Source organism: Streptomyces sp. G45 (assembly GCF_049542095.1).
In the GTDB taxonomy this organism is placed as follows: Bacteria; Actinomycetota; Actinomycetes; order Streptomycetales; family Streptomycetaceae; genus Streptomyces.
On sequence record NZ_JBMUZU010000001.1, the window covers coordinates 1,265,799 to 1,281,710 of the forward strand.

Consider the following 15,912-nt stretch of genomic DNA (forward strand, 5'->3'; position numbering starts at 1 on the left):
ACGTCAGCAGGGGGTGCTCGACCGCGTCGGCACCGGCGGGGTCCTCGGCTGCTCGATCAGCCAGTACCGCTCGTGCTGGAAGGGGTACGTCGGCACGTCCACGCGTCGCGCCCCGCGCCCGTCGAGGACGGCCCGCCAGTCCACGGGGACACCGGCCGTGTACAGCCGCCCCACACCGGCGAACACCCCCTCGACCTCCGACCGGTCCCGCCGCAGGGTGGCACCGGAGACGACCTCCTCCGACACCACCTGCCCGACCATGCCGGTCAGGACGCCGTCGGGCCCGATCTCCAGGAAACGCGTCACCCCGTCCTCGTACAAGTTCTGTACGTCATCGGCGAACCGCACAGCGTCGCGGACGTGCCGGACCCAGTAGTCGGCGTTCGCGACGTCCTTGACGAACCGGATCGACGGCTGATGGTAGGTGACCGACTCCGCGACCTTCCGGAAGTCCTCCAACATCGGGTCCATCAACGGCGAGTGGAAGGCGTGCGACACCTTCAGACGCGTCTTCTTACGATCCCCGAAGTGCTGGACGACTGCCTCAACAGCGTCCTCCGCACCCGAAACCACCACCGAGGTAGGCGTGTTGACGGCGGCGATACTGACGTCTGCGCTCAGCAGCGGGGTGACCTCGTCCTCGGTCGCTTGGATCGCCACCATCGCCCCGCCTTCCGGCAGGGCCTGCATCAGCTTCCCGCGCCGCGATCAACCGCGACGCATCCGCCAAGCTGAGCACCCCCGCCACATGCGCGGCAGCCAACTCACCAATCGAGTGCCCAGCCACGAAGTCCGGTGCCACGCCCCAGCTCTCCACCAGCCGGAACAACGCCACCTCAAGCGCGAAGATCGCGGGCTGCGTGAACTCCGTCCGGTTCAGGGCGTCCTCATCACCCCACATGACCTCACGCACATCCAGCTCAGCACACACCTCGTCAAAAGCCGCCGCGAACACGGGGAAGTGCTCGTACAACTCACGGCCCATGCCCAGGCGCTGACTGCCCTGGCCCGTGAAGAGGAACGCGACCTTGCCGTCAGCGACGGAGCCGGTGACGGTCTCGGTGCCGACGACCACGGCCCGGTGCTCCAGGGCGGCGCGGCCGGTCGCGGCCGAGTACGCCACGTCCAGCGGGTCGCTCTCGACGGACGCGTACTGCTTGATCTGGGCGTCCAGGGCCGTGGGGGTCTTCGCCGAAAGGACCAGGGGGGCGACCGGCAGTTCGCGCCGCTCGACGGGGGTTTCGTCCTCGGCGGGCGGGGCCTCTTCGAGGATGACGTGGGCGTTGGTGCCGCTGATGCCGAAGGAGGACACCGCTCCGCGGCGCGGGCCGCCGTCGCCGGGCCAGGGGCGGGGCTCGGTGAGCAGACGGACCTCGCCCGCCTCCCAGTCCACCTGCGGCGTCGGCTCCTCGGCGTGCAGGGTGCGCGGCATGACGCCGTGGCGCATCGCCTCCACGACCTTGATGATGCCCGCGACACCGGCGGCGGCCTGCGTGTGCCCGATGTTGGACTTGATCGAGCCGAGCCACAGCGGCCGGTCCGCGGGCCGCTTCTGACCGTACGTGGCGAGCAGGGCCTGCGCCTCGATGGGGTCGCCGAGCCGGGTGCCCGTGCCGTGCGCCTCGACGAAGTCGACGTCGGCCGTGGTCAACCCGGCGCTCTTCAGGGCCTGTTGGATGACGCGGCGCTGGGCGGGGCCGTTGGGCGCGGTGAGGCCGTTGCTGGCGCCGTCCTGGTTGACGGCCGTGCCCCGGATGACGGCGAGGACCTGGTGGCCGTTGCGGCGGGCGTCGGACAGGCGCTCCAGCAGGAGCATTCCGGCTCCCTCGGAGCAGCCGATGCCGTCGGCGGCGGCGCCGAAGGACTTGCAGCGGCCGTCCGCCGCCATGCCGCGCTGCTCGCTGAAGTAGACGAACATCTCGGGGGTGGACATCACCGTCACGCCGCCCGCGAGGGCGAGCGTGCAGTCCCCGGAGCGCAGTGACCGGATCGCCGTGTGCAGGGCGACCAGGGACGAGGAGCAGGCGGTGTCCATGGTGACGGCGGGCCCCTCAAGGCCCAGCGTGTAGGCGATGCGGCCCGAGACGAGGCTGCCGCCGTTGCTGCCGCCCGCGTAGTCGTGGTACATGATCCCGGCGAACACGCCGGTGGAGGTGCCCTTCAGGGCGGTGGGGTCGATCCCGGCGCGCTCCAGGACCTCCCACGACACTTCGAGCAGCAGGCGCTGCTGCGGGTCGGTCTCCAGGGCCTCGCGGGGGCTGATGCCGAAGAGCCCGGCGTCGAAGTCGCCCGCGTCGTAGAGGAACCCGCCCTCGCGGGCGGCGCTCTTGCCGGGCTTGCCCGGCTCGGGGTCGTAGAGGTCGTCCACGGGCCAGCCGCGGTCGCCCGGGAAGGGGCTGACCGCGTCGACGCCCTCGTCGACCAGCCGCCACAGCCCCTCGGGCGACGTCACACCGCCCGGATAGCGGCACGCCATGCCCACGATGGCGATCGGCTCCCGCTCGCGCTGCTCCAGGTCGGCGATGCGTCGGCGGGCGGCACGCAGATCCGTGGTCGCGCGCTTGAGGTAGTCAAGAAGTTTCTCCTGATCGCCCACCAAAGCCACCCCGAGTCCAAAGGCGTCGATCACCACGACGCACGCTTGCGGGGAACGCTACGCAGGACAAAACGGCACCCCCAACCCCTGAACCCCCCTAACGTGCCCCTACCCCGTGACCGCCCGCCCCCGGTGCGCGGACCGCCGTGCCGCGCCGCGGAACACCCGGCGGGATAGGAGGTCATAAGGGTTGCGGCGCGTCGGGCCGCGCTCGGACGATGAGCGCCGGGCGGCGGCACCGTCACCGGTCGGCCGGACCCCTAACCCGGACCCCGGACCCACGCAAGGACTGATCGATGTCTGCCACATCGCCCGCCCCGTCGGCACCGTCTGCCGCGTCGCCCCGCGCCTCCTCCACTTGGATCCGCGCGTTCCACCCGTCGGCCCCTACGGGAGACCCGCAGGGGCAGCGGTCGGCACCCAGGATGATCTGCTTCCCGCACGCGGGCGGGGCGGCCACCTACTACTTCCCCGTGTCCCGGGCGCTCGCCGGGAAGATCGAGGTCCTCGCCGTCCAGTACCCGGGGCGCCAGGACCGGCACACGGAACCGGCCGTCAACGACGTCGAGGCCCTGGCCGCGCGCGTCTTCCCCGAGCTGCCGCTCGACGACCCGGGCCGGACGTGGTTCTTCGGCCACAGCATGGGCGCGGCGGTCGCCTTCGAGGTGGCCCGGCTGGTGGAGCGGGAGCTGGGCCGACCGCTCGCCGGGCTGATCGTCTCCGGGCGGCGGGCCCCGTCGCACTTCCGCGGCGAGACCGTCCACCAGCAGGGCGACGACGACTTCCTCGCCTCGGTGCAGAAGCTCGGCGGCACCGATCCGGCCGCGTTCGCCGACCCCGAGGTGCGCCGCCTGTTCCTGCCGACGCTGCGGGCCGACTACCAGGCCATCGAGACCTACCGCCCGGCGGGCCTGCCCCACGTCACCTGCCCGGTCCACGCCTTCGTGGGCGACGACGACCCGCTGACCACCCTGGACGAGGCCGACAGCTGGCGCGACCACACCAAGGGCCCGTTCTCGCTGCGGGTCTTCCCCGGCAACCACTTCTATCTGACGTCCCGCGCCGACGACGTCATCGGCGAGATCTCCGACCTGCTCCTGCCGGGCACGCCCACGGCCCCCTGAGACGGCATCGGGGCGCGGGGCGCGGAAAACGGCTCGCCGCCGCGCGGACCGTACGAGACGCTGTCCGCGTGACCGACCGTGAAGCCGCGGCCCGCCTCGTCCAGGACGAACTCGACCGCGCGTACCCGAAGGCCCCCGTCGATGGACCGGGCGCGGGGCGCATGGTGGTCGTGGACGTCGAGGAGCACGAGCTGGTGTGGGTCGTGTCCTGGCAGACGGAGGACCACGCGCGCACCGGGAACCCCGCGTCGATGCTGGGCGGCAACGGGCCGTACCTGGTCGACCGCGTCGACGGCGGGCTGCACAGCATCGGGGTGCTCTCCTGGATCAGCGGGGAGTGGGAGGACGACTACCGGGCCCGCGTCCGGGGGCTGCCGGTCCGCACCGCGGTGGACGACCTCCACGACGAGATCCGCGCGACCGCCGCCGCCCACGGGCGCGTCCGTGCCGCCCGCGCCCTGCGGGAGCGGCTGCCCGCGCTGTCCCCGGCCCAGGGACTCGCGTACGTGGACGCGTTGCTGACGGGCGACGCCCCGGCGCCTCTGGTGTCGGTCGCGGTCGACCGGCTCGTGGAACCCCTCGACCCCGTGCTCGCCGTGCGGACCATCCGCCGCGGGTCCGGATGATCCGCCCCGCCGGGCCTCCGGTCGTCGGACGGCGTACGACGGGAGGCAGGGGGCGGGCGCGAGGTGTCGCCGCGGTCAGCGCTCCGGCCCGGCGGGCACCACCGGGGCGTCCGCCGTGTCCGCTTCCGGCTCGTCACCGCGCCCGCCGCCAGCACCGCCCCCGTCGTCCGTGCCGCCCTTCTCATCCGGGCCGCCGCCGATGACGCCGACGTGCCGCAGCACCACCGCCGACAGGAACGACAGCACCAGCGTGCACCCGGCGGCGACGAGCATCGCCGTGTGCAACCCGGAGGTGGCCGCCGCCTTCGCCTGGTCGAGCCACCCGGCGGGCATCCGGTGCGCGTGCGAGACGGCGCCCGCGAGGCTGTCGCCCACCGCGCCGGCCACCTCGGGGGGCGTACCGGCGGGGATCACGCCGTCGACGCGGTCGCGGTAGACGGCGGTGGCCAGGCTGCCCAGGACCGCCACGCCCAGCGCGAGGCCCAGCTCCTGCACGGTCTCCGACATCGCCGACGCCGAACCGGCCTTCTGCGGCGGCGCGGCGCCCACCACCAGGTCCGTGCCGAGGGCGGCGATCGCCCCGAGGCCCAGATAGACCAGGCCGAAGCCGGTCACCACCAGGGCGACACCGCCCTCGGCGTCCACCCGCGTGAGCAGCAGATAGCCGACCGTCGACAGCGCCAGGGTCGCGGCCACCACGACGGCGGGCGACACGCGGCGCGCGACCAGCGGCGCCCCGATCGCGGCCGCGAACATCATCAACGCGGGCGGCCCCATCCACAGGCCCGCTTCGACGGGCGGCAGTTCCTCCACGAGCTGGAGCTGCTGGGTGATCAGCAGCATCGAGCCGCCGACGCCGACCAGGCCGACGAGCAGCACGCTCAGCGCGGCGCTGAACGTGCGGTCGGCGAAGAGCCGTACGTCGAGCAGCGGGCTGGCGAGACGGCCCTGGCGCCACACGAACAGCGCCGCGAAGGCCACGCCGACCACCGTGGCCGCGAGCGTGGGGACGTCCGGGCCGTCCTTGGCGAACCGCTTCACCGCGTAGATCACCGGCAGGATCGCCGTCAGCGACAGGGCGACGCTGAGCAGGTCGAACCGGCCGCCGCGCGGCGCCCGGTACTCGGGGATCAGCAGCGGCGCCGCCACCAGCAGCACGAGCGCCACCGGCACGGCGACCAGGAACGCCGAGCCCCACCAGAAGTGATCGAGGAGCGCGCCGCCGACCACCGGGCCGAGCGCCATGCCGAGCGCGAAGCTCGTCGCCCAGACGCCGATGGCCAGCGAGCGCTGCCGCTGGTCCGTGAACATCGTGCTGATCAGGGCCAAGGTGGACGGCATCAGCGTGGCACCGGCGACACCGAGCGCCGCGCGCGCGGCGATCAGCATCTCGGCGCTGCTGGAGTACGCGGCGACCACGGAGACGGCGCCGAACGCGGCGGCACCGACCATCAGCAGCCTGCGGCGGCCGATCCGGTCGCCGAGCGTGCCCATGGTGATCAGGAAACCGGCGATCAGGAAGCCGTACGCGTCCATGATCCACAGCTCTTCGGTGCCGCTCGGGCGCAGGTCCTCCGCGAGGGAGGGCAGGGCGAGGTACAGCACGGTGACATCGAGGCCGAGCAGCACGGTCGGCAGCGACAGGACGGCGAGGCCGCCCCACTCCCGGGCCCCGGCCCTGCCTGCGGTCGTTGTGCTCATGGCACTCCCTGTGTGTCGAGTTCGGGAACGTGGTCGGGATCGCGTACGTGGTCGGGTTCCGGAACGTGGTCGGGTTCGGGAACTGGTCGGGTCCGCGTACGCGCCCCGTCACTCTGGCGACCGCCGCGCACGGAATCCTGAGGGTCGCTCGGCCGTAGACTGTGACCATGCGTTACGGGGTGCTCGGCCCGTTGGCCGTGTGGGACGCCGAGGGGCGGCCGGTCCGGGTCCCCGAAGCGAAGGTGCGCGCCCTGCTGGCGGATCTGCTGGTCCACGGCGGCGGGCCGGTGCCCGCGGACCGCCTGATCGACGACCTGTGGGCGGGCGACCCGCCGGGCGGTTCGGTCAACACGCTCCAGACGAAGGTCTCCCAGCTGCGCCGCGCCGTGGGCCGGGAGCAGGTGGTGCGCGAACCCGCGGGCTACCGGCTGCTGTTCGCGGACGGCGCGGTGGACGCCGCGCGGTTCCAGGAGCTGGCCGAGCGGGCCCGCGCCGAGGAGGAACCGGCGGTGCGGGAGGGCCTGTTCGCCGACGCGCTCGCGCTGTGGCGGGGCCCCGCCTACGCCGACGTGGCCGGGTTCCTGTTCGCCCGCGGTGAGATCGACCGCCTGGAGGAGCTGCGGCTCGCGGTCGTCGAGGAGCGGGCCGAGGTCCGGCTGACCCTCGGTCACCACACGGCGCTGGCAGCCGAGTTGGGCGATCTGGTGGCGCGGCATCCGCTGCGCGAGCGGCTGCGCATGGCCCATATGCGGGCGCTGTACCGGTCGGGACGGCAGGGCGAGGCGCTGCGGAGCTACCAGGAGCTGCGGCGCCAACTCGCCGAGGAGCTGGGGGTGTCGCCGGGGCCCTCGGTCGCCGCCCTGCACGAGGCGATCCTGCGCCAGGAGCCCCGACTCGCCACGCCCGCCGTCGCGTCCCTGTCGCTCCGCACCAACCTGCCCGCACCGCACACCCCACTGATGGGCCGTCAGGAAGCGGTCGAGCAGGTGCGGGCGCGGCTGAGCCCGGGCGCGCGCTCCCGTCTGGTCACGCTCACCGGTCTCGGCGGGGTCGGCAAGACACGCCTCGCGCTCGCCGCGGCGCGCGACCTGGCCGAGCATTTCGACGACGGGGTGTGGCTGGTCGAACTGGCGGGTCTGGGGGCCGCATCGGGCCCCGACGACATCGCCGAGCGGGTCATCACGACGCTCGGCCTGTGCGACACCGCGGCGACGGAGCCGGACCTGGACGACCTGGTGGGCTGGCTGTGCCGGGCGGTGTCCGGCAAGCGCCTGCTGGTCCTCCTCGACAACTGCGAGCACTTGGTCGAGCCGGTCGCCGTGCTCGCCGGGGCGGTGCTGTCGGCGGTGCCCGCGGGGCACCTGCTGGTCACCAGCCAGGAGCCGCTCGGCATCCCCGGCGAGGTGGTGCACCCGGTGCCGCCGCTCGCGCTGCCCGAGCGCACGGCCGCCGGGGCGGACCCCGAGGCGGTCGCCCGGTCGAGCGCCGTCGAGCTGTTCGTGGCGCGGGCGGCGGCAGCGGTGCCCGGCTTCGCCCTCGACGCGGACAACGCGGCGGCCGTGACCGCCATCTGCCGCCGCCTCGACGGCATTCCGCTCGCCCTGGAACTCGTGGCGCCCCGGCTGCGCACGCTCAGCCCCGACGAGCTGGCCGACTGCCTGCGCGCCCAGCTCTCCCCGCCCGACGTGCGCGGGCGCGGCCTTCCGGCCCGGCAGCGGACGCTGCGCGCCATGCTCGACTGGAGCTGGCGGCTGCTGACCGCGGACGAGCGGACCGTGCTGCGGCGCCTGGCCGTGCACGCCGACGGCTGCACCCTGCCGTCCGCCGAAGCGGTCTGCGCCGACCTCGACCCGGCCGCCGACAACGACCCGGCGGCCGCCCCGGCCCGGCCCGCCGCCCCGGACCAGACAGCCGCCCCGGCCCTGCCCGCCGACCGGGTCGCCGACGTGCTGTCCCGCCTGGTCGACCGCTCCCTCGTGGTCCGCGAGGCGAACCGGTTCCGGCTGCTCGAATCGGTCGCCGCGTACTGCGCCGAACGGCTCGCGGAGGCGGGCGAGGAGGCCGCCGTCCGCGCCCGTTTCGTACGCTGCTCCACCGAGTTCGCCGAGCGGGAGAGCGAGCGGCTGCGCGGCCCGGAGCAGCGGCGCTGCCTGGAGCGCCTGGACGCCGAGACCGTCAACCTGCGCCGCGCCCTGGACCTCGCGGTCGCCGAGGGCGCCGCCGAGTACGCGCTGCGCCTGGTGAACGCGCTCACCTGGTACTGGTTCCTGCGCGGGCGGCTCACCGAGGCCCGCCGGTCGCTCCAGGCGGCGCTGGCCGCCGACGGCGCCGCGGCCCCCTCGGAGCGGAGCGCGGCGCGGGCCTGGCTGACCGGCGTCGAGCTGCGCACGTCATCGACCGGCGCGCCCCCGCTCCCGGCCGGACCGGCGGGCGCCGACCCGGCGGCCGGGGTCGACGATCCGGTGCTGCGGGCCCGGCTGCGGTGGTTCGTCGGCACGGGTCTGACCGGCCACGGACGCACCGGCGAGGGGCGGCGGTGGGTGGCGGCGAGCCTCGCCGGTGCGCGCGCCGCCCGGGACCGCTGGGGCGAGGCCGCGGCGCTCGTCGAACTCGCCGGGCACGGGGACGCGGCCCGGGCGGAGCTGGGCGCCGCGCTGTTCCACGAGGTCGGTGACCGCTGGGGCCAGCTGCGCGCCACCCGGGCGCTGGCGCTCGCCGCCGAACGCGACGGGGACCGCGCGCGCACGGAGCGGCTGCACCGCGCGGCCCTCCTGGCTGCGGAGGAACTCGGGCTGTGGACCGAGGTCGTCGAGGCGCTGACCTGCCTCGGCAGGACCGCCCTGGCGGGCGGCCACGCCCGGCGGGCCACGGAGCTGTACGAGCGCGCGCTGACCGTGTCGGCCGAACGGGCCTACACCCGCGGCGAGATCCACGCCGAGATCGGCCTGGGGCTCGCCGCACGCCTGCGCGGCGACCGGGACGCCGCCCGGCGCCATCTGAACCGGGCACTGGCCAAGAGCCACGCGTCGGGCCACACCACGGGGGCGGCGGCCGCGCTGGAGGAACGGGACCTCGTACCGCAGCCGTGAGCAGGTCCGCCCACGGCGCGCCCCCCCTCAGCAGGTGCTGGCCAGGACGAGCGCGGCGGTGCGCCCCGGCTCCTCCAGGATGGGGGTGTGCCCGGCACCGGCGAGCAGGGTGACCTCGGCGCCGGGCACGACGCGGTAGTCGGCCGCCGACGAGGGCCGCCACCGGCGGTCCCGGTCACCGAAGATCACCCTCAGTGGCTTGCCGAGGTCCTTCAGGCGCTCCGGTAGCGCCCGCTCGGTCAGATAGGCGGTGGCCCCCCTCATCGCGGCGGCGACCGCGCGGAAGGGCATGCCGCGCAGCTCGTCGACGAGTTCCCGCGGCACGGGGAAGCCCTCCCGGAAGCCGGTGCTCGCGAACTGCCGTAGCTCCTCGTCGCTCGGCGGCCACCGCGCGGGGTCGATCGCGCCCGCGGAGTCCGGTGCGGTGAAGGCGTCCATGCTGGGCCCGGTGTTGATGAGCACCAACCCGGCCACCAGCGTGGGCCGTTCCTCGGCGAGAGCGGTCGCGACATAGCCGCCGCTGGAGTGGCCGACGGCGGTGACGGGCCCGATGCCGAGCCGGTCCAGGGCCGCGGCGACCGTGCGGGCCTGCTCGGCGGTCCCGTAGCCGCGGCCGACCGGTTCGGGCGAACGCCCGTGCCCGGGCAGATCAACCCGGACCACGCGGCGGGTCGCGGCCAGCAGCGGAACCAGCGCGTCCCAGGAGCGGCTCGACGTGGCGGAGCCGTGGATGAGCAGCAGCACGGGGGCGCCAGGCGCGCCGTCCTGGCGTACGTAGAGGTCGCCGTGGGCCAGCGGGAGCATCGCGCCGCCGGGGGCTGGGTCGTCATGGGTGACCGGGGTGTGCTTGTCGGAGAGGTCCATGGCCCCACGGTGGCGCGCCCGGTGCGCCCACGGCTTGGACGAATGTTTCCCCTGGGCCCGCGCCTAGCATGGAACGATGGGGCCCGCGCCGAGTGAACGTGACGACCCCGCCGCCTGGGACGTCGCCCGTCCGCGGCGGCCCAGCCGGATGCCCGGCGTCGACATGGCGGGGTTCCGGGTCCCGGGGACGCTCGTCGGCGGCCTGCGGATGGTGCCGCACCCGGCGGTGATGCTGATCCTGGAGTTCGGGCCGGGCACGTCCACCGTGGCCGACGGCACCGGGCGGCACCACCACGGAAGCCTCGTCGCCGGGCCCGGATTCGGCTACGGAGGCGGGGTACGGGCGTGGGGCGAGGACATCGTGTGCGTACAGGTGCGCCTGTCCCCCGCCGTCGCGGGCGCGGTCCTGGGTGCCTCGCCGACCGACCTGGCCACAACCGTGGTGTCCCTGGACGACCTGTGGGGCCGGGAGGCCTTCCTGGCCCGTGAGCGCCTGGCCCAGACCCCCTCCTGGGAGGACCGCTTCGCGTTCACGGACGCGCTCCTCGCCCGCCGGATCGCCGCGCGCTCCCCGGCGGACCCGGCGGTGGCCTGGGCCTGGCAGCGCATCGTCCGCAGCAGGGGCCTCGTCCGCGTCGACCGCCTCACGTCCGAACTCGGCTGGAGCCGCAAGCGGCTGTGGACCCGGTTCACCACCCACATCGGCATCCCACCCAAGCGCGCCGCGAAGCTGGTCCGCTTCGACCACGCGGTGCACCGCCTGCTCGCCGGGTCCGCCACGGCCCGCGTCGCGGCGGACATCGGCTACTGCGACCAGTCCCATCTGCACCGGGACGTCATGGAGTTCACCGGCACGACCCCGACAGCCGTGGTCACCGAACCCTTCCTGACGGTGGACGCCCGAGCCTGGCCCGCCCCTCTCCCCCTCACCTCGCCTGCCCAGCAGCTCACTTGACTCACCACCAGGCCCGCGCCCCCGAGGCCAAGGGGGCAAGGGCGGACGCCGCCCCCGCACGTGACCGCGGTGTCAGCCGCGGGGCGCGCTCCGCACGGCGATCGCCGTATCAGCCGTGCCAGCCCGCGATGCGTTCGATCATCTGGTACGGGTAGTTCGGCGTCGGCGGCGCGCTGACTTCGGTGAGTCGGGCAGACGCCTTCTCGTCAAGGCGCAGCGTGGCCGCGGCGAGCGACTCGCGCAACTGCGCCGTGGTACGCGCGCCAACGATCGGCGCGGTGACGCCCGGGCGGTCGGCGACCCAGGCCAGGGCCGCCTGGCCAGGTGTCACGCCGTGCGCGTGCGCGACGTCGCGGAGCACCTCGATGACCGACCACACCTCTTCGGTGTTCCGCCGGTGCCACGCCTCACTCGTGTGCTCCCCGGCTCGGGCGACCCGTGTGTCGGCCCCTGGCCGCTGGTCGCGCTGGTACTTGCCGGTGAGCCACCCCTGGGCCAGCGGGCCGTACAGCAGCGTGCCCAGGCCCGCGTCCACACCGGCCGGGATGACCTCCCACTCGACCGCCCGGGCCAGCAGGTTGTACTGGATCTGCTGGGAGACCAGCGGGGTCCGCCCCGCTCCGCCAGCAGCCGCGCGAGCTTGGCCACCTGCCACCCGGCGAAGTTGCTCACCCCGACGTGGCGGGCCTTGCCCGCGGTGACGATCTCGGCGAGGAACTCGGCGATCTCGTCGACCCGGTGCTCGTCGTCCGGACCGTGCAGCTGATAGAGGTCGACCTGCTCGACGCCGAGCCGGGCGAGGCTGGCGTCGATCGCGGTGCGCAGGTACGTCGGCGTCAGGCTCGCGCCGGGGTACCCGAAGCGGCCCTTGGTCGCGAGCAGGACGCGCTCCCGCACGCCGGGCCGGGCACTCAGCCATCGGCCGACGACGCGCTCCGACGCGCCGCTCCCGTAGTTGTCGGCCGTATCGATCAGCGTGCCGCCCGCGTTGACGTACACATCGAGCATGTCGTGGGCCGCCGCCTCGTCCGTGTCGCCACCGAACGTCATGGCCCCGAACGCGAACCGGGACACGACCGGCCCCGAACTGCCCAGCTGACGGGTCTCCATCGGCACTCCTCCTCCGTCGTCGCCCGATGCTGGCAGCTGGAGTGAGCTCGAAGTCAAGGCCGAACCAGCTGCCAGGCATCGAACCGCCGGGCAGACAACCGCACCCTCAACGGCACCGTCGGGCTCCGCACGACAGCCGCCGACTTCCGCGGCCACACCGTCGACGCCTCCGCCTTCCGGCGAGTCACCGACGGGGCACCCACTTCCCCCACGCCCCGCCGGGCACCCGCCAGAAGGGGCGCTCCCCCTCAGGAATACCCCCCTGGGTATAGGTGTTACAGTCGATGACAGATACCCCCGGGTAAATCGTCGGAGAGGAGTACTGACCGTGTTCTTCGTGGACACCCTGGAGCTCGAGGGCCTGGGGAACCGCAGCTATCTGGCCGGTGGGCGCCGGGCCGCCGTGGTCGTCGACCCGCCGCGGGACATCGACCAGGTCATCGCCGCGGCGGCCCGGCGCGGGGTGCGCATCGCCTTCGTGGCCGAGACGCACGTGCACAACGACTACGTCACCGGCGGCCTGGAGCTGGCCCGCGTCACCGGGGCCCGGTACCTGGTGCCGGCCGGGGCGCACGTGTCGTTCGCCCGCACCCCGGTCGCCGACGGGGACACCGTGACGGTCGACGAGGGCCTGGAGCTGCGCGCCATCGCCACCCCCGGGCACACCCCGCACCACACGTCGTACGCCCTGACCGAGAACGGGCGCGGCGTGGCGGCGTTCACCGGCGGTTCGCTGCTCATCGGCACCGTGGGCCGTCCCGACCTGGTCGAGCCGCGGCTGACCGAGCAGCTGGCCCGCGCCCAGCACGCCTCCGCCCACCGCCTCGCCGACGAGCTGGACGACGAGGTTCCGGTGCTGCCGACCCACGGGTTCGGCAGCTTCTGCTCCTCGTCCCAGGCCGCGGGGGACGCGACCACGATCGGCAGGGAGCGCGAGGTCAACGAGGCGCTGACCCTGGACGTGGACACCTTCGTCGCCCGGACGCTCGCCGGGCTCGACGACGTCCCCGCGTACTACGCGCACATGGGCCCCGCCAACGCCGCGGGCCCCGCACCGGTCGACCTCACGCCGCCCCGCCGCGCGGACGCCGAGGAGATCGCCTCACGGCTGGCCGCGGGTGAGTGGGTGGTGGACCTGCGCAGCCGCGTGGCCTTCGCCGAGGGGCACGTGGCGGGCTCGCTCAACTTCGAGGGCGAGGGCCAGCTCGCCACGTATCTGGCCTGGCTGATCCCGTGGGGCAAGCCCGTCACCCTGCTCGCCGACACCCCGGAGCGGATCTCCGACGCCCAGCGGGAACTCGCGCGGGTGGGCATCGACCGCCCGGCCGCCGCCGCCACCGGCGCCCCGGCCGACTGGGTGCGGGACGGCGGACGGCTCGCCTCCTTCCCCCGTGCCCGGTTCGCCGACCTCGCCGCCGTCCGTGAGCGCGGGGAGCGCGTGGTGGTGCTGGACGTGCGCCGGGACTCCGAGCGCGCGGGCGGTCACGTCGAGGGCTCGTTCCACATCCCGGTCCACGAGCTGCCCGGCCGCGTCGGCGACGTACCCGCCGGGACGGTCTGGGTGCACTGCGCGGGCGGGATGCGCGCGGCGATCGCCGCGTCCCTGCTCGACGCGGTCGGCCGCGACGTGGTCGCCGTCGACGACGGCTTCGACGCCGCCGTCGAGGCGGGCCTGACCGTCACCCGCCCCCGGCCCCAGAGCACCGACTGAGCCGCCGCCCTCCGCACCACCCGCCGTACGAAAGCGTTCCCGCTCCATGCTCCCGCTCCCCCACCCCGGCCCCACCCCCGGTTCCGGCCCCGGCCTCGGATTCGACCGCCCCGCCTCTCCGCGGGCACACCAGCGCACCCATCGACAGGCACATCAGCAGACGGGTCGGCGGACCCGTGGCGGCGTGACTGTCCTGCCGTACGCGCACGGGCACGCGCCCGGCGCGGGCGGCGATCCGGGCGGTACGGGCCGACTGGACGGTGTCGCGGCGTGAGTGCCCTGATGCTCGCCCTGGTCGCCGGGGCCGTGGTCGGACTCGCGCTCGGCGCGCTCGGCGGGGGCGGCAGCGTCCTGGCGGTGCCCGCCCTGATCTACCTGCTCGGCTTCACCCCGGCCGCCGCGACCACCGCCAGCCTGATCATCGTCACCGCCACCTCGCTCACCGCCCTGTACGCCCACGCCCGTACCGGTGGCGTCCGCTGGAAGGCCGGGGCCCTGTTCGCCGCGGCCGGGCTCCTGCCCGCCGCCGCGGCCGGGGCCGCCGCCAGCCGTCTGCCCCAGCCGGTGCTGACCGCCGCGTTCGCGGTGGTCGCCGCCTTCGCCGCCGCCAGGATGCTGCGGCCAAGCCCGGCCACCGCCAGCCCGGCCTCCACCCGCTCAGCCGCCAGCGGCGCGGCGCCAAGCGACCCGGCGGCCAGCGGGGTGCGGCCCGCCAAGGCCGTCGGCACCGGCGCGGGCCTGGGGGCGCTGACCGGGCTGCTCGGGGTCGGCGGGGGCTTCCTCGCCGTCCCGGCACTGGTCACCGTGCTGGCGTTCGAGATGCGGGCCGCCGTCGGCACCAGCCTGCTGGTCATCTCGACGAACTCGCTGGCCTCCCTGGCCACCCGGGGCGCCACCACCGCGGGCGTCGACTGGGCGGTCGTCGCCCCCTTCACCGGCGCCGCGATCCTCGGCGCCTGGGACGGCAAGCGCCTGGCCGCGAAGGTCACCGGCACCTTCCTCCAGCGCGCCTTCGCCGTCGTCCTGCTGGCGGTGGCGGCCCTCATGCTCGGGGACGCCGTCACCTGACGGGCCGGGAGGGAGACCGCCCGCCCCGGCACCACGGTCAGGACCCGCCCCGGCACCGCGGCCGAGCCCCCCAGCCCCCTACCGGGGCGCGGCCCATCCACCCCGGCTCACGCCAACGAAAGGAACAGCTTCTCCAGACGCGCACGCATCTGCTCGCGGTCACCGGAGTCGGCCATGTCCCCGTCGGTCAGGCAGTGCTGCAGGCCGGTGGCGATGATCGCGAAGCCCGCCCTGTCCAACGCCCGGGACGCCGCCGCGAGTTGCGTGACCACGTCCTCGCAGTCCCGCCCCTCCTCGATCATCCTGATCACCCCGGCGATCTGGCCCTGTGCCCGGCGCAGCCGGTTGACCACCGTCTTCAGTTCCTCAGCCGCCATCGCGAGCTCCACGATCCACACTCCTTCTCGATACCCCCATGGGTATCGTACCGAAGGGGCGCCCCCAACCCAGCGAAGGAAAGTCCCCATGGCCCACCACACCACCGCCCACACCACCGCCCTCACCGCCGACGAGGCCGCCGCCCGCCTGCGCGACCTGACCGTCATCGACGTACGCAGCCCCGGCGAGTACGCCTCCGGCCACCTGCCCGGCGCCCACAACATCCCCCTCGACCACCTCGACACGGCGCTGCCCGCCCTGAGGGCCGCCGCCGACCGCGGTGACCTCCTCGTCGTGTGCGCCTCCGGCGCCCGCTCCGCGACGGCCTGCCAGCGCCTGGCCGAGCACGACGTCGACGCGGCCACCCTCACCGGCGGCACCGCCGCCTGGACGCGGCTCGGCCACGACGTGCACCGCCCCGCCGACGCCCGCGCCCCCTGGGCCATGGACCGCCAGGTCCGCCTCGCCGCCGGGTCCCTCGTCCTGACCGGCCTGCTCGCCGGGCAGCGGTGGGGCGCGGCCCGCTGGCTGTCCGCGGGCGTCGCGGGCGGCCTGGTCTTCTCCGCCCTCACCAACACCTGCGGCATGGCCGCGATCCTCGCCAGGCTCCCCCACAACCGGCCCACGGCCACGGACCTGAACGCCACCCTCGCGGCCCTGGCCGACTGAGCCCCCACCGGGCACGGGCGG

Annotated in this window: 13 protein-coding genes and 1 pseudogene; 7 read left to right on the plus strand and 7 right to left on the minus strand. The window is 74.8% G+C overall.

Annotated features, from left to right (window positions below):
* Positions 1-3: 3 nt before the first annotated feature.
* Positions 4-663, minus strand: a complete 660-nt coding sequence (locus ACOBQU_RS05050) for an acyltransferase domain-containing protein (RefSeq protein WP_423624696.1) — start codon at positions 661-663, stop codon at positions 4-6.
* Positions 545-2,596 carry a type I polyketide synthase gene (locus tag ACOBQU_RS05055; protein ID WP_423624697.1) on the minus strand — a complete coding sequence of 684 codons (2,052 nt, stop codon included), beginning with the start codon at positions 2,594-2,596 and terminating at the stop codon, positions 545-547. Before ACOBQU_RS05055 ends, ACOBQU_RS05050 begins: the two co-directional genes overlap by 119 nt.
* Positions 2,597-2,892: 296 nt before the next feature.
* Here ACOBQU_RS05055 and ACOBQU_RS05060 point away from each other — a divergent pair, with 296 nt between their 5' ends.
* Together ACOBQU_RS05060 and ACOBQU_RS05065 are read left to right on the plus strand one after the other, a co-directional pair.
* A complete protein-coding gene (locus tag ACOBQU_RS05060) occupies positions 2,893-3,720 on the plus strand; it encodes a thioesterase II family protein (protein WP_423624698.1) in 828 nt (275 codons plus the stop codon).
* A 68-nt stretch (positions 3,721-3,788) separates the two neighbouring features.
* Entirely contained in the window at positions 3,789-4,346 is a 558-nt protein-coding gene (locus tag ACOBQU_RS05065; RefSeq protein WP_423624699.1) for a YrhB domain-containing protein, read from the plus strand.
* Positions 4,347-4,421: 75 nt separating this feature from the next.
* Here ACOBQU_RS05065 and ACOBQU_RS05070 read toward each other — a convergent pair whose 3' ends face one another.
* Positions 4,422-6,047 carry an MFS transporter gene (locus ACOBQU_RS05070; protein WP_423624700.1) on the minus strand — a complete coding sequence of 542 codons (1,626 nt, stop codon included), beginning with the start codon at positions 6,045-6,047 and terminating at the stop codon, positions 4,422-4,424.
* 167 nt (positions 6,048-6,214) lie between these two features.
* Here ACOBQU_RS05070 and ACOBQU_RS05075 point away from each other — a divergent pair, with 167 nt between their 5' ends.
* Complete coding sequence (locus ACOBQU_RS05075; RefSeq protein ID WP_423624701.1) at positions 6,215-9,136, plus strand: BTAD domain-containing putative transcriptional regulator; 2,922 nt, start codon at positions 6,215-6,217, stop codon at positions 9,134-9,136.
* 27 nt (positions 9,137-9,163) lie between these two features.
* On the opposite strand, the gene ACOBQU_RS05080 is transcribed toward ACOBQU_RS05075, so the two are convergent.
* A complete protein-coding gene (locus tag ACOBQU_RS05080) occupies positions 9,164-10,000 on the minus strand; it encodes an alpha/beta fold hydrolase (protein ID WP_423624702.1) in 837 nt (278 codons plus the stop codon).
* Positions 10,001-10,076: 76 nt separating this feature from the next.
* On the opposite strand from ACOBQU_RS05080, the gene ACOBQU_RS05085 reads away from it, so the two are divergent.
* A complete protein-coding gene (locus tag ACOBQU_RS05085; RefSeq protein ID WP_423624703.1) occupies positions 10,077-10,955 on the plus strand; it encodes a helix-turn-helix domain-containing protein in 879 nt (292 codons plus the stop codon).
* A 109-nt stretch (positions 10,956-11,064) separates the two neighbouring features.
* Here ACOBQU_RS05085 and ACOBQU_RS05090 read toward each other — a convergent pair whose 3' ends face one another.
* Both ACOBQU_RS05090 and ACOBQU_RS05095 read right to left on the minus strand, forming a co-directional pair.
* Positions 11,065-11,610, minus strand: coding sequence for an aldo/keto reductase (locus ACOBQU_RS05090; protein ID WP_423624704.1), 546 nt, complete (start codon positions 11,608-11,610; stop codon positions 11,065-11,067).
* Between the two features lie 41 nt (positions 11,611-11,651).
* Positions 11,652-12,065, minus strand: a pseudogene (locus ACOBQU_RS05095) (aldo/keto reductase); the annotation flags it as partial.
* 328 nt (positions 12,066-12,393) lie between these two features.
* On the opposite strand from ACOBQU_RS05095, the gene ACOBQU_RS05100 reads away from it, so the two are divergent.
* Both ACOBQU_RS05100 and ACOBQU_RS05105 read left to right on the plus strand, forming a co-directional pair.
* The gene (locus tag ACOBQU_RS05100; protein WP_423624705.1) at positions 12,394-13,776 is read left to right on the plus strand and encodes an MBL fold metallo-hydrolase; all 1,383 of its coding nucleotides are present in this window, start codon (positions 12,394-12,396) and stop codon (positions 13,774-13,776) included.
* 270 nt (positions 13,777-14,046) lie between these two features.
* Complete coding sequence (locus ACOBQU_RS05105) at positions 14,047-14,844, plus strand: sulfite exporter TauE/SafE family protein (protein ID WP_423624706.1); 798 nt, start codon at positions 14,047-14,049, stop codon at positions 14,842-14,844.
* Positions 14,845-14,951: 107 nt separating this feature from the next.
* Here the strand turns inward: ACOBQU_RS05105 and ACOBQU_RS05110 are convergent, their stop codons facing one another.
* Complete coding sequence (locus tag ACOBQU_RS05110; RefSeq protein ID WP_423624707.1) at positions 14,952-15,233, minus strand: metal-sensitive transcriptional regulator; 282 nt, start codon at positions 15,231-15,233, stop codon at positions 14,952-14,954.
* A gap of 76 nt (positions 15,234-15,309) precedes the next feature.
* Between ACOBQU_RS05110 and ACOBQU_RS05115 the strand changes: the two genes are divergently transcribed.
* Complete coding sequence (locus ACOBQU_RS05115; protein ID WP_423624708.1) at positions 15,310-15,891, plus strand: rhodanese-like domain-containing protein; 582 nt, start codon at positions 15,310-15,312, stop codon at positions 15,889-15,891.
* Positions 15,892-15,912: the final 21 nt, after the last annotated feature.